This is a genomic window from Streptomyces sp. NBC_00846 (assembly GCF_045207325.1).
Taxonomy (GTDB): domain Bacteria; phylum Actinomycetota; class Actinomycetes; order Streptomycetales; family Streptomycetaceae; genus Streptomyces.
In genome coordinates, this window is sequence record NZ_CP108846.1 from 7,511,959 (window position 1) to 7,529,840 (window position 17,882).

At 69.1% G+C, this 17,882-nt stretch carries 13 protein-coding genes, 4 pseudogenes and 1 riboswitch; of the genes and pseudogenes, 8 read left to right on the plus strand and 9 right to left on the minus strand.

Features of this window, described 5'->3' with window-relative positions:
• Nucleotides 1-83: 83 nt before the first annotated feature.
• Together glpK and OG936_RS34550 are read right to left on the minus strand one after the other, a co-directional pair.
• A complete protein-coding gene (gene glpK, locus OG936_RS34545; protein ID WP_406499779.1) occupies nt 84-1,601 on the minus strand; it encodes a glycerol kinase GlpK in 1,518 nt (505 codons plus the stop codon).
• A gap of 46 nt (nt 1,602-1,647) precedes the next feature.
• Nucleotides 1,648-2,493: an MIP/aquaporin family protein gene (locus tag OG936_RS34550; RefSeq protein ID WP_383755097.1), complete on the minus strand. Its 846-nt coding sequence runs from the start codon at nt 2,491-2,493 to the stop codon at nt 1,648-1,650.
• 211 nt (nt 2,494-2,704) lie between these two features.
• On the opposite strand from OG936_RS34550, the pseudogene OG936_RS34555 reads away from it, so the two are divergent.
• The 3 genes and pseudogenes from OG936_RS34555 to OG936_RS34565 all read left to right on the plus strand — a co-directional run.
• Nucleotides 2,705-4,179: pseudogene (locus OG936_RS34555) on the plus strand (heavy metal translocating P-type ATPase); the annotation flags it as partial.
• 6 nt (nt 4,180-4,185) lie between these two features.
• The gene (locus OG936_RS34560; protein WP_406499780.1) at nt 4,186-4,815 is read left to right on the plus strand and encodes a hypothetical protein; all 630 of its coding nucleotides are present in this window, start codon (nt 4,186-4,188) and stop codon (nt 4,813-4,815) included.
• Between the two features lie 102 nt (nt 4,816-4,917).
• Nucleotides 4,918-5,595, plus strand: coding sequence for a DUF305 domain-containing protein (locus OG936_RS34565; RefSeq protein WP_406499781.1), 678 nt, complete (start codon nt 4,918-4,920; stop codon nt 5,593-5,595).
• A gap of 270 nt (nt 5,596-5,865) precedes the next feature.
• Here OG936_RS34565 and OG936_RS34570 read toward each other — a convergent pair.
• A pseudogene (locus OG936_RS34570) lies at nt 5,866-6,745 on the minus strand (ATP-binding cassette domain-containing protein); the annotation flags it as partial.
• Nucleotides 6,728-7,771, minus strand: a pseudogene (locus OG936_RS34575) (ATP-binding cassette domain-containing protein); the annotation flags it as partial. The pseudogenes OG936_RS34575 and OG936_RS34570, both read right to left, overlap by 18 nt.
• A 298-nt stretch (nt 7,772-8,069) precedes the next feature.
• A riboswitch (cyclic di-AMP (ydaO/yuaA leader) is annotated at nt 8,070-8,232 on the plus strand.
• Between the two features lie 4 nt (nt 8,233-8,236).
• Between OG936_RS34575 and OG936_RS34580 the strand changes: the two are divergent.
• Nucleotides 8,237-9,001, plus strand: a complete 765-nt coding sequence (locus OG936_RS34580) for a transglycosylase SLT domain-containing protein (RefSeq protein WP_406499782.1) — start codon at nt 8,237-8,239, stop codon at nt 8,999-9,001.
• A 133-nt stretch (nt 9,002-9,134) separates the two neighbouring features.
• On the opposite strand, the gene OG936_RS34585 is transcribed toward OG936_RS34580, so the two are convergent.
• Nucleotides 9,135-9,428 carry a hypothetical protein gene (locus OG936_RS34585; protein ID WP_406499783.1) on the minus strand — a complete coding sequence of 98 codons (294 nt, stop codon included), beginning with the start codon at nt 9,426-9,428 and terminating at the stop codon, nt 9,135-9,137.
• Between the two features lie 493 nt (nt 9,429-9,921).
• Between OG936_RS34585 and OG936_RS34590 the strand changes: the two genes are divergently transcribed.
• Nucleotides 9,922-11,319 carry an APC family permease gene (locus tag OG936_RS34590; protein WP_406499784.1) on the plus strand — a complete coding sequence of 466 codons (1,398 nt, stop codon included), beginning with the start codon at nt 9,922-9,924 and terminating at the stop codon, nt 11,317-11,319.
• Nucleotides 11,320-11,458: 139 nt separating this feature from the next.
• Here the strand turns inward: OG936_RS34590 and OG936_RS34595 are convergent, their stop codons facing one another.
• Nucleotides 11,459-12,352 carry an alkaline phosphatase family protein gene (locus OG936_RS34595; RefSeq protein WP_406499785.1) on the minus strand — a complete coding sequence of 298 codons (894 nt, stop codon included), beginning with the start codon at nt 12,350-12,352 and terminating at the stop codon, nt 11,459-11,461.
• 276 nt (nt 12,353-12,628) lie between these two features.
• Here OG936_RS34595 and OG936_RS34600 point away from each other — a divergent pair, with 276 nt between their 5' ends.
• Nucleotides 12,629-13,708, plus strand: a complete 1,080-nt coding sequence (locus OG936_RS34600; protein ID WP_406499786.1) for an NAD(+)/NADH kinase — start codon at nt 12,629-12,631, stop codon at nt 13,706-13,708.
• Nucleotides 13,709-13,781: 73 nt separating this feature from the next.
• Complete coding sequence (locus OG936_RS34605; protein ID WP_406499787.1) at nt 13,782-14,435, plus strand: HD domain-containing protein; 654 nt, start codon at nt 13,782-13,784, stop codon at nt 14,433-14,435.
• Between the two features lie 257 nt (nt 14,436-14,692).
• On the opposite strand, the pseudogene OG936_RS34610 reads toward OG936_RS34605, so the two are convergent.
• Both OG936_RS34610 and OG936_RS34615 read right to left on the minus strand, forming a co-directional pair.
• A pseudogene (locus OG936_RS34610) lies at nt 14,693-15,081 on the minus strand (lytic polysaccharide monooxygenase); the annotation flags it as partial.
• Nucleotides 15,082-15,100: 19 nt separating this feature from the next.
• Nucleotides 15,101-15,343, minus strand: a complete 243-nt coding sequence (locus tag OG936_RS34615; protein WP_406499788.1) for a hypothetical protein — start codon at nt 15,341-15,343, stop codon at nt 15,101-15,103.
• An 86-nt stretch (nt 15,344-15,429) separates the two neighbouring features.
• On the opposite strand from OG936_RS34615, the gene bla reads away from it, so the two are divergent.
• Nucleotides 15,430-16,305, plus strand: coding sequence for a class A beta-lactamase (bla, locus tag OG936_RS34620; protein ID WP_406500734.1), 876 nt, complete (start codon nt 15,430-15,432; stop codon nt 16,303-16,305).
• A 192-nt stretch (nt 16,306-16,497) separates the two neighbouring features.
• Here bla and OG936_RS34625 read toward each other — a convergent pair whose 3' ends face one another.
• A complete protein-coding gene (locus OG936_RS34625) occupies nt 16,498-17,787 on the minus strand; it encodes a cytochrome P450 (RefSeq protein ID WP_383755121.1) in 1,290 nt (429 codons plus the stop codon).
• Nucleotides 17,788-17,882: the final 95 nt, after the last annotated feature.

Genomic DNA, 17,882 nt, shown 5'->3' on the forward strand with positions numbered 1-17,882 from the left:
CCCCACCGCCCCACCGCCCCACCGCCCCACCGCCCCACCGCCCCACCGGCCCGCCGGTACGGCGCGGTGGCCGGACCCCGACGTCATTCCACCCGCACCCAGTCCAGGGTGCGCTCGACCGCCCGCTTCCAATCGGCGTACCCTGCGGCGCGCCGCTCCTCGCTCCACTGCGGCTCCCAGCGCTTCGCCTCCTGCCAGTGCTCCCGCAACTCGCCCTGATCGCGCCAGAATCCCGTGGCGAGACCCGCCGCGTACGCGGCACCCAGCGCGGTGGTCTCGGCGACGACGGGGCGGCTGACGGGCACCCCGAGGACATCCGCCTGGATCTGCATGCACAGGTCGTTGGCCGTGACCCCGCCGTCGACCTTGAGCACATCGAGATGGACGCCGGAGTCCTGTTCCATCGCGTCCACCACGTCGCGGCTCTGATAGCAGATGGCCTCCAGAGTGGCCCGCGCCAGATGGGCGTTGGTGTTGTAGCGGGCGAGGCCGACGATGGCCCCGCGGGCGTCCGAGCGCCAGTACGGGGCGAAGAGGCCCGAGAAAGCCGGCACGAAGTACATCCCGCCGTTGTCCTCGACGGTCCGGGCGAGCCATTCGCTCTCGGCGGCCTCGGTGATGATCTTCATCTGGTCCCGGAGCCACTGCACAGCGGACCCCGTGACCGCGATGGAGCCCTCCAGGGCGTAGACCGCCGGACTCTTCCCGAACCGGTAGGCGACGGTGGTGAGCAGGCCGTGCCGCGACCGGATCAGCTTCGTACCGGTGTTGAGCACGAGGAAGTTGCCGGTGCCGTACGTGTTCTTCGCCTCGCCCGGCTCGAAGCACACCTGCCCCACGGTGGCCGCCTGCTGGTCGCCGAGCACCCCGGTGACCGGGATCGCGGCCCGCAGGGGCCGGGACGTGCGTGTACGGCCGTACGCCTCGGGGTCGGAGGACGGGTTGATGACCGGCAGCATCGTCCTCGGAATGCCGAAGATGTCCAGCAGTTCGTCGTCCCAGTCGAGCGTCTCCAGGTTCATCAGCATCGTCCGGCTGGCATTGGTCACGTCGGTGGCGTGGATGCCGCCGTCGGGGCCGCCGGTGAGATTCCACAACACCCAGCAGTCCGTGTTCCCGAACACCGCGTGGCCCCGCTCCGCGGCCGCGCGGACCCCCTCGATGTTTTCGAGGATCCACTTGATCTTCCCGCCGGAGAAGTAGGTGGCCGGAGGCAGCCCCGATTTGTGCCGGATGACCTCGCCGTGCCCCTCGTTCTCCAGGGCCCGGGCGATCGAGTCGGTACGGGTGTCCTGCCACACGATGGCGTTGCAGTACGGACGGCCGGTGCGGGGATCCCAGACGACGGTGGTCTCACGCTGGTTGGTGATCCCGATGGCGTCGAGATCGGTGGCGCCGAGACCACTGGTGCGCAGAGCGTTCTGCATGACCGAGTTGGTGCGCTCCCAGATCTCCACCGGGTCGTGTTCCACCCAGCCGGGCCGGGGCAGAATCTGCTCGTGCTCCAACTGGTGCTTGGCCACTTCGTTTCCGTCGTGGTCGAAGACCATGAAACGGCTGCTGGTGGTGCCTTGATCCACCGCGCCGATGAAGTCCGCCATGGGATGCCGCCTTTCCGCGGTCCGCACTCGGTGAAGGAACCGGGCGTCAATTCTCCGGAGGCAGGGGAAGGGTGCCCTCCGGCTCCGCTTCCGCTGCGGGCAGGAAGCGGCCGATCAATGCCTGGTAGAGGAAAGCGCCGACCGGGCCGCCCACGAGCGGGCCCACGATGGGCACCCAGAAGTAGAGATTCCCGTACTGGTCCCGCCACGCCCCTCCGTAGCCGGTGAGGAAACTCGCGAGCCGGGGCCCGAGGTCACGAGCCGGATTGATGGCGTACCCGGCGTTCGTCCCGAACGCCATACCGATGGCCACAATGATGAGACCCACGATGAACGGGCCGAGATTGGCGTCCGGCGGCGTATTGAGCAGATCCGTGACGGCGAAGATCAGCAGTACGAGAATGGCGGTGCCGATGACTTGGTCCCGCAGCGCGCCCCACTCGTGGACAGGAAGTGCGGGGTTGCCGTTGGCAGGCAGCGTGGAGAAGACGAATTGTGTTTTGATGGTGTGTCCGGGATCCACCTTGGCCAGGGCCTCGGTGTAATTCCAACGCACCAGTAACGCACCGATGAACGCCCCGGCGAACTGCGCGACGGTGTAGGGAGCCACCTTCTTCCAGGGGAAATCCTTGAAAGCGGCGAGCGAGAGAGTCACCGCGGGATTGAGATGGGCTCCGCTCAGTCTGCCCGCCACATAGATACCCAGAGTGACTCCGAGCCCCCAAGCCCACGCGATGCTGTCGTGATTCCCGAGGCCGCCCGGCGGTTCGGTGAGTGCTCCGCCCGCCACGACCTGGGCCACCACGCCGCAGCCGAACAGGATGAGAATCATCGTGCCGAGGAATTCCGCCGAGAGTTCCCCGACGAATCCCGACGCCTTGAGCCGCTCCATGGGCATCTCGCTTCCTGACCGGGTGCACGACCGCTGGCGGCATGGATCCACACGTGAGCGTAGACGCAGAGAATCGCTCCCGCATTCGGTGGCGCGGACGCCGGCGACGGCGCCCGGCACATTCCATGAATGGGCGTGACCGGCGCCTGGTTCAGTCCACGTCGACGTTGTCGAAAGAGATCTTCGTTGCCCGGCTTCAGCGGACGATGGCGGCGACCGCGTCACCGGCCGCCGGCGCGTCGGCGCCGACGGCCGGGTCCTCGACGGGGCCAGTGAGGTCGATCAGGCGACCATCACCGGCGAGCCGCTGCCGGTGGCCAAGGAGCAGGGCGACGAGGTCTTCGCCGGGACGCTGAACGGCACCGGGGCGCTACGGGTCGCGGTGGAGCGTGATCCATCCGATTCGGTGATCGCCCGGATCGTCGCCATGGTCGAGGAGGCCTCCGGGACGAAGGCTCCCACCCAGCTGTTCATCGAGAAGGTCGAACAGCGGTACTCCATCGGCATGGTGGCGGCCACCCTCGCCCTGTTCGCCCTGCCCTCTCCTTCGGCGCGGACCTGCAGCCGACGCTGCTCCGGGCGATGACCTTCATGATCGTGGCGTCTCCCTGTGCCGTGGTCCTGGCCACCATGCCGCCGCTGCTGTCCGCGATCGCCAACGCGGGACGGCACGGTGTGCTGATCAAGTCCGCCGTCGTGATGGAGCGCCTCGGACAGGTCGACGCCGTGGCCCTCGACAAGACCGGCACCCTGACCGAAGGCACCCCACACGTCACCGACATCCGCCCCCTGGCCGTCCCCGGCCTGACCACGGACGCCCTGCTCACCCTCGCGGCGGCGGCCGAGCACCCCAGCGAGCACCCCCTCGCGCGGGCCGTCACCGACGCGGCCCGGACGCGCGGTCTCGCGCCGCCCGCCGTGACGGACTTCGTCTCCACCCCCGGTACCGGCGTCATCGCGACGGTGGACGGCCGCACCGTTGCCGTCGGCAGCCCTGCCCGTCTGCTGGACGGCCGCCCGCACGAAGGGGCCGCCGAACTCGCCGCACAACTGGAGGAAGACGGCCGTACCGCCGTGCTGGTGGTCCTCGACGGCACACCCGTCGGCGCTCTGGGCATCGCCGACCGGCTGCGCACCGACGCCCCGGAAACCGTCACCCGACTCACCGCCCTCACCGGCAGCACACCGGTGTTGGTCACCGGCGACAATCCGCGCGCCGCCGCTCGCCTGGGCGCCGAGGCCGGGATCGGCGACGTCCGGGCCGGTCTGCTGCCACAGGACAAGGTGCGCGCCGTCAAGGAACTGGAGAGCGCCGGACGGAAGGTCCTCGTGGTCGGGGACGGGGTCAACGATGCCCCGGCACTGGCCGCCGCCCACACCGGTATCGCCATGGGCAGAGCCGGCTCCGACCTCGCCCTGGAGACCGCCGACGCCGTCGTCGTCCGCGACGAACTCGCCACCATCCCCACTGCCGTGGCGCTCTCGCGCCGGTGCCGCCGCCTCGTGGTGCAGAACCTGGTGATCGCGGCCGTCTTCATCACCGGCCTCGTCATCTGGGACCTGACCGGCACGCTGCCGCTGCCGCTGGGTGTCGCCGGGCACGAGGGCTCCACCGTTATCGTCGGCCTCAACGGGCTGCGCCTGCTGCGCGACGCCGCCTGGACGCGCGCCCGCAACGACGGGTGAGCCACCGTGCCTCGCACGCCGGGGCCGTTCGTCCTCGTACGCGCCCCGTACGAGCAGGGCGTCCTGCCGCGGTCCGTACGCAGATGGCTTTGGGGGGCACGGCGGCCGAGCACGTCGCCCGGCGGTGCCGGGTGCGACGGCAGGGCGGGGGAACCCGGTGGGGGTATCGTCGGGCCGGTACCGCAGGACTCGTACGACCGGGAATTCGAGGCAGCCGTGGATCGCAGCCGGACGCGCACACCGGGAATGTCCCGGCTGCTCGTGCTGTGTGCCGTCCTGTGCGGGCTGTTCCTCATGCACGGGGCCCCGGCGAGCGCCGCCGAGGGCTGTCACGGTGGCATGGCCGTGGTCTCGAACCCGCCCATGCCCATGGCGGCCGGTGCCGCTCATACGGCCGTCCCGGAAGAGCACGGCATCCCCCGGGCGGACGCCGCCGTGACCGGGATGAACGGCGAGTCGTGCGTATCCACCCACGCCCGCGACCGGCTGCTGCCGCTCTTGATGGCGCTGGGTCTGGTGATCCTGGCCGTGTGGGTGCCCGGGTGGCTGCGTCCGGCGGTGCAAGGACCGGCACGGCGGGGACCGCCGCTCGCCGGCAGAGAACTACTGCTCCAGGTGTGCGTAGCGCGGACGTGACGGCTGTCCGCCGGTTCCCGGCCCTACGGCCGGGCCGGCCCGAGCATCCTGTCCGTTTCGCGCGCCACCGATGTGGCGCGATCCGCCTGGAAAGAACGTGTGATGTCCGTTTCCCTCCATACCGTTGCCCGTCGCCGCACGCTCGCGGCCGTCGGCGCCGTCGCCGCACTCGCCCTGACGCTGGCGGCCTGCGGCTCCTCCGAAGGCTCCGACTCCGACGGCTCGTCCATGCCTGGCATGGACCACGGCTCCGTCGGCGCCTCCGTGCCGGCCACGCCCGGTGCCGCGTTCAACGACGCGGACGTGAAGTTCGCGCAGCAGATGATCCCGCACCACCAGCAGGCCGTCGAAATGGCGAAGCTGGCCGACGGCCGCGCCGCCGACGCCGAGATCAAGGAGCTGGCCGCCGCGATCGAGGAGGCCCAGGACCCCGAGATCAACACCATGAAGGGCTGGCTGACGTCCTGGGGCAAGCCGCTGCCCGAGTCCTCGTCCTCGATGGGTGACATGCCCGGCATGGACCATGGCTCGGACGCCGGTTCGGGGATGCCGGGGATGATGTCCGACGAGGACATGAGTGACCTCGAAGGTGCCCGGGGCAAGGCGTTCGACAAGAAGTTCGCCCAGCTCATGATCGGCCACCATGAGGGTGCGGTCACCATGGCCGAGGACGAGCGGAAGAACGGCAGCAATGCCGACGCGAAGAAGCTCGCCGGCGCCGTCATCACCGCCCAGACCGCCGAGATCACGAAGATGAACAAGATCATCGCCAGGCTCTGACCCCTGGCACGGGTGCGGGCCTTCGTCCTATTGAAGGCCCGCACTCCCTGCCGTGCTCCTGCCGGTCCGGCGCTTACGCCTCCACTTGCTCCGCTTCCGGCGTTGTGAGCCGCTCGCGCACCTCCTCCGCGGTGGTCTCCTGGAGCTCCTCCCCGAGGAGCAGCCAGCGGGTGATGCCGACCGATTCCAGAAACGGCAGGTCGTGACCGGCGATCAGCAGCGCACCCTCGTACGACTGGAGTGCGCTGGTCAGCTGACGCACACCGGCGATGTCGAGGTTGTTGGTCGGCTCGTCCAGCATCAGCAACTGCGGGGCCGGTGCGGCGAGCATCGTCGCGGCGAGCGCGGCACGGAAGCGCTCTCCGCCCGAGAGGGTGCCCGCCGGCTGTTCCGCGCGCTTCCCCTGGAACAGGAAGCGCGCGAGCTGGGAGCGGATGTGGTTGTCGGTGACCCCGGGAGCCATGCGGGTCACGTTCGCCGCGACGCTCAGCTCCTCGTCCAGCACATCGAGCCGCTGAGGAAGGAACCGCAGCGGTACGAACGTCCTGGCCTCGCCGGACAGCGGAGTGAGCTCGCCCGTGAGGGTGCGCAGCAGCGTGGTCTTGCCGGCGCCGTTGCGCCCGACAAGGGCGATGCGTTCGGGCCCGTGCACATGGAGGCTGCCCCGGCGCAGCCTGCCGAACCGGGGCCGCAGTTCGTGCAGGCTCAGCACGGTGCGGCCGGTGGGAACGGCGGTGTGGGGAAGGCTCACGCGGATCTCGGCATCGTTGCGTACCGCGTCCGCGGCTTCCTCGCGGCGTTCGCGCGCCTCGCTGAGCCGCTCCTCGTGCACGCCGCGAAGCCTGCCCCCGGACTCCTGCGCGGACCGCTTCCGGCGGCCGGCGAGGATCTTCGGGAGGCCCCCGTCGGCCTCCGCCTTCCTGCCTTGGCGCTGGCGGCGGGCCAGCTTCACCTGGGTCTCCTCCAGTTCGCGTTTCTGTCGGCGCACGTCGGCCTCCGCGGCCCTCAACGTCCGTCCGGCGGCCTCCTGTTCGGTGGCCAGGGCCTCCTGGTAGGCCGACCAGCCACCGCCGTACCAGCTCACGGATCCGGCGCGCAGTTCGGCGATGCGGTCCACGCGTTCGAGTAGTTCGAGGTCGTGGCTGATCACGACCAGTACTCCGGAGCGCCAGTTGTCGACGGCGTCGTAGAGCCTGCGGCGCGCGAACACATCGAGGTTGTTGGTCGGTTCGTCCAGCAGGAGGACGTCGGGGCGTTCGAGCAGCAGGGCGGCCAGCCGCAGCAGGACGGTCTCCCCGCCGGACATCTGGCCCACGGTGCGGTCCAGTTCCAGGTATCCGAGCCCGAGCGATCCCAGCGTGGCGAGGGCCTGTTCCTCCACGTCCCAGTCGTCGCCGATCGTTTCGAAGTGCTTCTCGTCCACATCCCCGGCCTCGATGGCGCGTAGCGCGTCGCGCCGCTCGGCGATGCCCAGGGCTTCGTCCACCCGCAGCGTCGTGTCGAGGGTGATGTTCTGAGGAAGGTGGGCGAGGCTGCCGCCGACGGTCACCGAGCCCTGGGCGGGGCGCAGCAGGCCGGCCAGCAGGCGCAGCAGTGTGGACTTGCCCGCGCCGTTGTTGCCGACGAGGCCGGTGCGGCCCCTGCCGATGCTGAGCGAGAGCCCGTCGAAGACGGTCGTGCCATCCGGCCACTGGAAGGACAGGGCGGAGCAGGTGAGGGAGGCACTGGGGGTGGTGGGTGTCGCCATGGTGATCCTCGCAGTCGTGAGCGCGGTGAAGGGGGCTTCGTATGCGAGCACCACGCAGCGACCGAAACAGGAACAGGCGCGGCGGTCCGAAAGATCGAGGGACGGCTCATGCACCCGAGGTCGCATCCACGCGGGGTCACGGGCAGGACAACACACTGCTACTGCGTGACGGGCGTACGACCGGAGTCGTACGGCGCGATGATCGCGAACCTCAGATGCGCAACGTCCACCTCTATCGGAGACAACAGGACAGCTCGAAACCTTAGCGATCAGGCGGGCGGAAGGCAACGCCTCGATGCCGTGCGGGGGAGTGGCGCGAGGGGTCGGGGGCCGGTCCTGCCGGGTGTGGCCGGCCCGACGGTGGTGCACCGGAGCGAGAACAGGCGAAGAGTCAGCCAAATGTCCCATATGTGCTCTTTCGTTAGACATGGGCTCTTGGGTAACAAAGGGGCATTTGGGGGGAGTTGCGATCTCTCGACGCTGTCCGGTATGCCCGTTTCTGAAGCTGCGTGGTGTGAGTCACTTTCAGGCCTCGCGATGTCGTGGAGCGTCACCCGCTTCCCTTCTGTGCAAGGAAATTTGGCATGGCGATGTGAGGTGGCTTACTTCCCCTTCCGTGATTCGATCTTGCAAATGAATTGTGATCAAAAAATAGGGGCTTGTTCCCTTCGGTATTTCTCGCCTACGGTCACCGTCAATCCGGACGGAACGCCGAATCCTGCCGCCGTCCGAGAATCCGACCAACCCACTCACGTACGGCAGGAGCGGGGGACCCAGGTAAGCCGCCGAACCGGTATCCGGTATGGCTCGGGGTGAAGTCGCAATTGCATGCGGCCAGGCATCTCCAGCCTGAACCCGACAGCTCACCTCGTAGGCGACGGAGAGGAATTCGCCATGCCCACAACGGGTGAGTATCGTCGTCGCAAGCCCACTTCGCGGACCCGCGGTTTCATTGCCGCGACCACGGGCGGAGCCGCCCTCGTGCTGCCGCTGGTCTGCGCCGGATTCGCTTCGGCCGCGCCGGCCCAGGCTGCCACCACAAAGGCCACGGCACCGGCCGCCGTAGCCAAGGGAATCTCCGCCCAGAAGGCCGCGCCCACCATCTATTCCGTGATCGCGGGTGACACCCTTTCCAAGATCGCGAAGGGGCATTCCGTAAGCGGTGGTTGGCAGAAGCTGTACGCGGACAATCGAGAGACCATCGGTTCCGACCCCACGCTGATTCACCCGGGCATGAAGCTGACCCTCGGCGCCAAGGCCGTGGCCGGCACGTCCACCGGCGTATCGGCCGTGAACACCGTCGCGGTGTCGACCACTGCCGCCGCCCCCGCCAAGTACACCAATGACCTGGACGGCTGGATCAAGGAGTCGCTGGCCGTCATGGCCCAGCGCGGCATACCCGGCAGCTACGACGGCATCCACCGCAACATCATGCGCGAGTCCTCCGGCAACCCCCGGGCCATCAACAACTGGGACTCGAACGCCGCCAAGGGAACGCCGTCCAAGGGGCTCCTGCAGATCATCGACCCGACGTTCCGCGCCTACCACGTGCCCGGCACGTCGATGGACAGCTACGACCCGGTCGCCAACATCACCGCAGCGTGCAATTACGCGGCCGACAGGTACGGCTCGATCGACAACGTGTTCGGCGCCTACTGACGCACAACGGCTCCTGGCGGCGGTTCAGGGCCGACGGGTTCACGGGTTCACGGAGGGCCGAGCAGGCCTCTCGTGAAGGACCGTACCCGCCGGTCAGGGACCGCCGTTCGGCCGCTTCCAGGGGCAGAGGTACCTACTCCAGCCTGCTGGGCGGTGGCCTGGGAACCTTGGCCGCCGCTCCTTCACGGACGGACTTCACCACCGCGTCGTGGAGACGACGGCTGTCGTCCTCGGAGCAGCACGGCACGGGGCTGCCCGACATGGTGAACCAGTCGATCGCACCCGTGTACTGCACTGTCACCTGGGCCATGTCATCGGCCCAGGTCGTGTGAACCGTCAGGTCCCCGGACAGGACGCCGACCTCGTCCGTCAGCACGCCACCATGCCCGGAGAACACACCGCGAGTCGTCCATGACGCCCAAGCCATGACTCCAGGCTGGCACCAAGTCCATGGATGCGCACCCCCAGTCGGAGCGCGGGCGCTCACAGCCCGGTCGACGCGCGTCCTCCGCCGTCCGCCGTCCGCCGTCCGCCGTCCGCCGTCGGTCGTCGGTCGTTCTCCGCCCTCCGCCCTCCGCCCTCCGCCCTCCGCCCTCCACCCTCTGTCGTCCGCCCTCCGCCCTCCGCGGTGCTCCGGGACGTTCCCGCCTTTCCGGATCCTGGAACGGGCAAAATTTTCCATCGGATCCCGCTGCGGTTCCCGCACCCGTCGATATCCAGCAGAGTGACGCACTTTCAACGACAAACCGTTGTATCGGCTTGCCGAAACAACGAATTTCGTAGGTGAACAGCTCTTGACCTGCGGAACTCGTCGGGATTGCATGTCGCGCTGGGAGCGAAGAAAACGCTCACTACGTCCTCGTCTGGAGGCGATACCGCTCCCGTTCTCAGTCACCGCACCTGTTGATCGGAATCGCACGATGACCGAAACGCTCAGCGCTCCCCAGGCGCTGGCCCCCGCGACCGGCCCCACCCCACAGAAGCTCAAGCGTTCCATCGGCGTCGTGGGCGGAACACTCCTCACGCTCTCCTGCGTGACGCCCGCTTCGACACTCTTCGTGGTCGTACCGGACCTGTTCTCCAGCCTCGGCACGTACACCGCCCTGACCATCGGCATCGGCTCGCTGCTCTGTATCGCGGTCGCCTTCTGTTACTCGGAACTGGGCACCCTCATCCCGAGTGCGGGCGGTGAGTACGCCATGGTGTCGACCATGGCGGGACGGCTGGCCGGGTGGCTCGTCTTCGTGCTCTCCCTGCTGGTCGTGATGATCGTGCCCCCGGTCATCGCCATGGGCACGGCCGACTACCTCGCTCCCGTGGTGCAGATACCGACCCCACTCGCGGGCGCCGGAGTCATGGTGCTCGCCACCCTCGCAGGCCTCCTGGACCTGCGCGCCAACGCCTGGATCACCGGAATCTTCCTCGTCCTGGAAGTGATCGCGGCCGGCGTCGTCGCCGTTCTCGGCTTCGCGCACTCCGAGCGCGGAGCCTCCGCGCTGGTGCACGGTTCGGTCGCCTCGTCGAGCGGGACGAGCTCCACGGTCACCGCGATGATGGTGATCTCCGGGCTGGCGATCGCGCTCTTCATCACCCAGGGCTTCTCCACGGCCGTCTACCTCTCGGAGGAGCTGGAGAATCCCCGGCGCAACGTGGCCCGTACCGTCCTCGCCACCCTCGCCATCTCCACGGCGGTCATCCTCGTCCCGGTCATCGCCATCACGCTCGGTGCCCCGGACCTCGCGGCCCTGACCTCGGGCGACCTCAACACCATGGTCGCCGCCTGGTCCAACTCGGCCGTCGGCACGTTCGTCAGCCTCTGCGTCGCCCTCGCGATCATCAACGCGGGCATCGTGATGGTCATCCAGAACTCACGGGTCCTGTTCGCCTCCGCCCGCGACAAGGCATGGCCCGAGCCGGTCAACAACGCCCTGTCCCGGCTCGGCCGGTTCGGCTCCCCGTGGGTCGCGACCCTGGTCGTCGGCGTCCCCGGAGCGGCGCTCTGCTTCGTCAACCTCGACACCCTGTACGGCGTCACCGGCGTCTCCGTCACGGCCATGTACCTGCTGGTCGCGGTCGCCGCTCTGCTCTGCCGCCGCGGGGCGCACCGCGAGGCACCGGCCTGGCGCATGCCGCTGTGGCCTGCGATCCCCGTGCTGCTCATTGCCGTGCTCGCGTACATCCTGACTCAGCAGGAGACCGAATACCTGCTGTGGACCGGCGGAATCACCGCGGTTGCCACCCTCTACTGGGCGCTGTACCTGCGGCCCCGCCAGGAGACCCGCTGGCTGGTCAGCATTCCGGAGGACGTGCAGCACTGACCGGACGACCGGGGCCCGCGACCGACGTCCCGCATCCCGGTCCGTCCGGCCCCGCCGTCACCCCGCGCCGCCGTCACCTCATGACGGGCGTCGGGGGTGGCGGCGTCGGTGCTGCGGGAATCCGCGGGACACCCGGGTGTCACTTCCAGATGCCGGTGATGTCGGACGCCGAGGCCGCGTTGCCCGCGTGCGTCCTCAGACCGGCCAGGTCCTCCAGGGTGCGGAGCACGTCGTAGTGGTTGTACGTGCTACCGCTGGAGATGCCCGGGATGACGTGCTCGCCGTAGAGGACGGTGGGGATACGGTTGCCCGACCCCTTGCCGCCCTCGTCGAACGTGACGACCAGGAGGCTGTCGTGGGTCCTGGCCCAGTCGGCATAGGCACCCAGCTTGTTCTTGATCCACGTGTCACCGGTGGAGACCGGGCACGTGTGCATGTCGTCGCACAAGTTCGGCACGACGAACGAGACCTTCGGCAGCTCGGTGAAGTCGGCCGGGAACTGCGCCATGGTCTTCGCGGTGCCGGTCGGCACATTGGAGAATCCGAACCAGGGGTTGTGCCGCTGTGTGTAGTCGCCGCTGCCGCAGACCGTCGAACCCTGGCGGGGCAGCGACTCGTTGTAGCTGGCCCAGGACTTCCCGGCGGCGATCAGCTCGGCGGCGAGATTGGGTGCGGCCAGGGAACCGACGCCCGTACAACTGTCCCTGGTGCGGCCCTGGTCGGAGCCCGAGAACAGCATGAAGTAGTTCGGCTCGCTGGGGTGCGTGAGCGCGAAGGACCGGGTGAGGTCGGCGCCGCCCGCCTTGAGCGTGTTGTTGATGTACGGGGCGTCCGAACTGCCGATCACCTGGTTGTAGCCGTGATTCTCCATCACCACGACCACGACGTGATCGGGGGCCGGGAGATCGGCGGCCTGCGTGGGTGACCCCGTGGTGGCCCAGAGGCCGATCGAGGCGGCGGCGAGAGCCACGGCCCCGGCCGGCCCGGTGAGAGAACGCCGCCGCTTGTGCCGCGACGCCTCGACCTCGGCCATGACGGTCCTCCGGAGGAGAAGTGACGAGCAGATGGTGCCGCGGCCTCCGCAGCCACAGGCGGCCCGGCCGCTTCCCGTGCACGAAGAGCGGACGAACCCCTTCCTCACCAGTCTGCCGCGCCCGCTCCGTGTCACGCCTCGCTCCCGTAGCGCCCGATCGCCTGACCGCGGACGGTCCGGCGGCCCGGCGACCGAGCGGGCGCACCCACGGGCCATCAAGGTGGAGTCAGGGCATCGTCACTGCCACCACATCGGAACACGGGGAGTCGGAGCGAGATGAGTGTCGAGCGGGTGGGAATCGTCGTCCACCAGGGCCATCCCGAGGCCGTCGTCGCGGCGCGCGTCGTACGCGACTGGTGCGCGGACGAGGCCATTCCGTGCACGGACATCGACGTGTGGCGCGACGACGCACGTCGGCGCGGTGGACGGGAGGAGGCCCATGTCGCGGGCAACCCCGACCTCATCGTGACACTCGGCGGCGACGGGACCTTTCTGCGCGGCGCCAGGATCGCGGCCAAGAACCACGGCGCCGTCCTCGGGATCGACCTGGGCCGGGTGGGCTTCCTGACCGAGGTACCGGTCGAGGATGTCGTCCGGGCACTCGACGCCGTCCACCGCGGGCGGGCGGACGTCGAGGAACGCATGACGCTGACGATGAGGACCTCCCGGGTGCTGAAGGTCCCCGAGGACATCGACGCTCTGATGGCCTACGGACGACGCCCGATGCTGCCGCCTCCCCAGGTCGACCGGGAGGTCGAGGCCGGGGCGGAGGGCTGGGGGGTGGCCTTGGACGTCACCGCCCTCAACGATGTCGTCGTCGAGAAGCTCGCACGCGACCGGCAGGTGAGTCTCGGCGTGTACATCGGCGGCCGGCTCCTCGCCTCGTACTCGGCCGATGCCGTCATCATGGCCACCCCCACCGGGTCGACCGCCTACAGCTTCGCCGCAGGCGGTCCGGTCGTCTCACCCCGCATGGATGCCATCCTCTTCACACCCGTCGCGCCGCACATGACCTTCGATCGCACCGTGGTCGTCGCGCCGGACGAACCGATCGCGGTGCGGGTCCTGCCCCATTCGGGGCAGGGCGCGGTCACGATCGACGGGCAGCTGCGCGGCGTACTGGACGCCGGGGACTGGCTCGGGGTGTACGCGGCCCCGCGCCGTCTGCGCGTGATCAGGCTCGGCCCGCACGATTTCTACGGGCGGCTGCGCACACGTCTGCGCCTCACGGACGCCCCGGCCACGGCCGCCGACGGGGAGAGCGCACCCCTCATCCGACACGACGGCCCCGTCCCGCACGACCTGGCCCATCTGCACCTCTCCCCGGAGTACCGGGACGCGGACACCGGTCGCTGACCGCGCGAGGGAGGTCCGCAGCCCGAAGAATCGGGCAGGAGAGCCGAGGCTGCCGTACGACAAAGGAGTTCACATGCCCAGCAGTGCCGATCTCCCCGCTACTACCGGTGTGACGGTGCCCGACACCGCGCTGGCCACCGCGGCCACCGAACTGGTGCGTGACGCGACCGACGACCTGATCTACCACCACTCCCGCCGGGTCTACTTCTTCGGCAGTCTGCAGGGGCGCAACAAGGGGCTGAGCTTCGACCCGGAGCTCCTCTACATCGGCGCCATGTTCCACGACCTCGGCCTCAACGAGGAATTCCGTACCAGTGGGCGCCGGTTCGAGGTGGACAGCGCCGACGAGGCCCGGCGATTCCTGCAGAGCCACGGTGTGCCCGAGGACAGCGTCCGCCGCGTCTGGACGGCGATCGCACTGCACACGACGCCGGGAATTCCAGCCTTCATGGAGCCCGAGGTCGCGCTGGTGACCGCGGGGGTGGAGTACGACGTGCTCGGCATCGGGTACGCCGACATCAGCGACGCGGACCGGGCGTCGGTCGTCGCCCTCCATCCCCGCCCCGATTTCAAGCAGCGCATCCTCCGGGCCTTCACCGAAGGGATCGAAGCCAAGCCGGACACGACCTTCGGCAATGTGAAGGCCGATGTCCTGGAGCGTTACGTACCCGGATTCGAGCGGGGCGACTTCGTGGACACCATTCTGGATTCCCCCTGGCCGGAGTAGCGCGCCCCCACACGGCACGGAAGCGCGTGTGCCTGCCTACGGGCGCACCGTCAGGGGGAGTTGCGCTGCTCCGGGGCGGTGTTCACGGGTGAGAGGGCAGCTCGTGCGGTTCTGAGGCGTGCGCCCGTCCCACCACCGCCTACGCGCACGGCCGGCTCGCCACGGTGAGGTGAGCGCGGGAGCGAGGCACGCACAAGGACGTGCTCGCCGCACCCGCCCGCCCACCGGGCCGGTCCGCGGGCGGGTGCGGGCCGGGCTCAGAAGGTCATGTCCGAGCAGGCGTAGAAGGCGTTACCGGTGTCGGCGATCAGACGCCGAGGATCAGGTGTTTGCCCGATTTCTGTGGCAGGAATCCCGGGTGGCTCACCGTGGAACCCGGCAGACGGCCGCCGAAGGGCACGGTCAGGAACGGCTGTGGCTCCAGGTCGGCCCGGGTGAGGGGCTTGGCGGGGTCGTAGGCGTCCTTGGTGATGTAGTAGCGGAAGTCGGTCGTGGCGTGCCGTGCCTCGATCTGCCAGCGGAAGGTGTAGTTCTGCCCGCTGGTGACCGCGGTCGCGGACCAGGCGCCGCGACCAGGTGCGGGGGCCGGCCTGCCGACGAACGCGGCCTGGCTGAAACCGTGTTCCCCGCCATGGCTGTCCTGACCAGCCCCTGTCGAGTGGACGTCAGGAGCGGCTGCCGCAAACGGAGTTGACGGAGCGGTTCAGCACCGCCGAGTGAAGGGCGTCGAGATGCCGTGCGTGGCGCACGCGTACCGTCGAGGCGGCCGGCACTTCGCCGCACGAGAGTGCTGGGCGCCACGTTGCCGACGCGGTGACGGCCCGGAAAAGGGCCTCGTTGATGCGGTTGACCTCCTCGCGCAGTATTGGGCGGCGAAAATGGTGGGACACCGGAAGCGTCGTGTGCAAGAAGCGCGACCGTACGAGTAGACAGGCTGTACCACTAAGGAAGGCGGGAGATCGTGAAGTCGAGCAGGGGTGCGTCACGCCGGGCAATGCTCGTCGGCGGTCTGGGAGCGGCGCTGGCCACCGTCCCCATGACATCGGCCGCGTACGCCGCCGGCCCGGGGAGCGGGGCGGCGCGGAAGCTGCACGACCTGGAGCGGGCGCATGCCGCGCGGCTGGGGGTGTTCGGGTGGAACACGGTGACGGGCAGGGCCGTCCTTCATCGGGGGGATGAGCGCTTCCCCATGTGTTCGGTGTTCAAAACGCCGGCCGTCGGGGCCGTCTTGAGGGACCTCGACCATGACGGGACGTTCCTTTCCCAGGTCATTCACTACACGGAGCAGGACATCAAGAGGTCGGGAGGCGCGCCCGTGACCGGTCTGCCCGAGAACCTCGCGCACGGGATGACGGTCGAGGACCTGTGCGGTGCGGCCATCTCGCACAGCGACAACACCGCGGCGAACCTCCTGCTGGAGGAGCTCGGCGGACCGGCGTCCGTCACCCGCTTCTGCCGGTCCATCGGGGACGAGGTGACCCTTCTCGACCGCTGGGAGCCCGAGTTGAACTCGGCGGAACCGGGGCGGCTGACCGACACCACCAGTCCCCGGGCCATTGGCCGGACCTACGCGAGGCTCACACTTGGAAACGCCCTGGAGGCGGGAGACCGGAAGCGGCTGACCGGGTGGCTGCTGGCCGGCACGACGGGCGGCAACCGCCTGCGCGCCGGCCTTCCCGAGGACTGGACCGTCGGCGACAAGACCGGCACCGGCAGCTACGGGACCACGAACGACGTGGGCATTGCCTGGCCGTCCCACCGGGGGCCGATCGTGATGGCTGTGCTGTCCACCCGGCAAGAGAAGGACGCAGGGGCGGACGACCACCTGATCGCACAGACAGCCACCATCCTCGCGGCGGCCCTCACCTGACGCAGGCGACCCACACCCACTGTCCCTGCACCGGCTCGCCGGCCGCTTCCCCGGCCTGCGCCTGGTACGCCCCACCGGCGAGGTCGAATGGCGACGCGGCAGCACGTCCCGCAGTCCGCAGCGGATCAACGTCATCTGGCAGGACGGGGACCGGCGGACCGGTCCACGGGGACGTGAGTTCCGTACGCCCGCTCAGCGCAGGTGCACCGGCAGCGATTCGACGCCGTACACGATCGACAGCTTGCGGAAGGCCAGTTCCCCGGGCGGGACGGCGAGGCGCATCCGGGGAAACCGCCGGGCCAGGGCGGGATAGGCGGAGCGCAGTTCCATGCGTGCCAGTTCGGCGCCGATGCAGCGGTGGATGCCGTAGCCGAAGGCGAGATGCCCCGAGGGATTGCGGTGCGGATCGAAGCGTCCGCCGTCGCTCACGTACGACGTGTCGCGATTGGCGCTGCTCAGCGAGCAGAGCACCATGTCGCCGCGGGGTATGACCACGCCCGCTATCTCTATGTCGTGCCGGGCGAAGCGGGGAAAGGCGAGCTGTACCGCGGAGAGGTAGCGCAGCACCTCTTCGACGAACGGTGCGGCGGCCGCGTCGTCCGTCCGTATCCGCTCGAAGACGTCGGCGTTCCGCAGCAACACGAGGGAGCCGAGGGCGATCGTGCTGGCGGTTGTCTCGAATCCGCCGGTCAGCACTCCGTCGGCGAGGCCCGCGAGTTCCTCGTCGGCGACGCTGTCGCCGTGCTCCTTCACGATCATGCCGAGCAGTCCGTCGCCCGGTGCCTCGCGCTGCCTCCTGACCACGTCCCTGAAGTACGCCAGGGACTCCGACATGGCGCCGAAGGGAGCGGTCGTGTCACCGAAGAGATCGAAGCGGTCCATGGCCAACTGCTGGAAGTCGTGGCGGTCTTCGTAGGGCACGCCGAGCAGCTCACAGATCGTGAGGGAGGGTATCGGCAGCGCGAACTCCTTCACCAGATCGACCGGGCCCCGACGGGCTTCCATCGCGTTCAGGCGTTCTTCGACGATGGCATCGATCCGGGGCGTGAGACGACGGAGACGCCGCATCGTGAACTCCGGGGTCAGGATGCGGCGCAGCCGCGTGTGCACGGGAGGATCGCTGAACCCGAGCCCGCCGGGGCTCTGTTCCGCCGCCACTCCGGCATTCGTGGCGAGATGGGCGAAGTCGGTACTGAAACCGTCGGCCGATCCGAGCACGGCCTTCGACTCCTCGTAGCCGCTGACCACCCACACATCCATGCCGAACGGCAGCGACACCTTGGACACCGGCTCGGTCGCCCGGAGCCCGGCCAGTTTGTCCACCGGGTCCAGGCCATCCCTGCGCAGCAGCATCAGCAGGTTCTCGGGCAGCAGCCGGATCGTTGAGGAGCCGATACCGTACTTCTGGATCCTGGACAGGTACGTGCGCCCCAGCCGGGCGGTGATACGAGAACGGAACTTCGTCCTCAACGTGTTCTCCATGGGTCGTCGCGCGGTCCGCACACGGTGCGGAGATGAGAGTCGGTGCAGCAGGCTCGGAAGCGGACATGGGCGGGCGCCGACGCGGCCTGCACCGA

Coding starts and splice junctions, on each gene's coding strand:
- bla (WP_406500734.1), top strand. CDS start 15,430: ATGCTCGTCGGCGGTCTGGGAGCGGCGCTGGCCACCGTCCCCATGACA.
- OG936_RS34625 (WP_383755121.1), bottom strand. CDS start 17,787: ATGGAGAACACGTTGAGGACGAAGTTCCGTTCTCGTATCACCGCCCGG.
- OG936_RS34565 (WP_406499781.1), top strand. CDS start 4,918: ATGTCCGTTTCCCTCCATACCGTTGCCCGTCGCCGCACGCTCGCGGCC.
- OG936_RS34595 (WP_406499785.1), bottom strand. CDS start 12,352: ATGGCCGAGGTCGAGGCGTCGCGGCACAAGCGGCGGCGTTCTCTCACC.
- OG936_RS34590 (WP_406499784.1), top strand. CDS start 9,922: ATGACCGAAACGCTCAGCGCTCCCCAGGCGCTGGCCCCCGCGACCGGC.
- OG936_RS34605 (WP_406499787.1), top strand. CDS start 13,782: ATGCCCAGCAGTGCCGATCTCCCCGCTACTACCGGTGTGACGGTGCCC.
- OG936_RS34585 (WP_406499783.1), bottom strand. CDS start 9,428: ATGGCTTGGGCGTCATGGACGACTCGCGGTGTGTTCTCCGGGCATGGT.
- OG936_RS34550 (WP_383755097.1), bottom strand. CDS start 2,493: ATGGAGCGGCTCAAGGCGTCGGGATTCGTCGGGGAACTCTCGGCGGAA.
- glpK (WP_406499779.1), bottom strand. CDS start 1,601: ATGGCGGACTTCATCGGCGCGGTGGATCAAGGCACCACCAGCAGCCGT.
- OG936_RS34580 (WP_406499782.1), top strand. CDS start 8,237: ATGCCCACAACGGGTGAGTATCGTCGTCGCAAGCCCACTTCGCGGACC.
- OG936_RS34600 (WP_406499786.1), top strand. CDS start 12,629: ATGAGTGTCGAGCGGGTGGGAATCGTCGTCCACCAGGGCCATCCCGAG.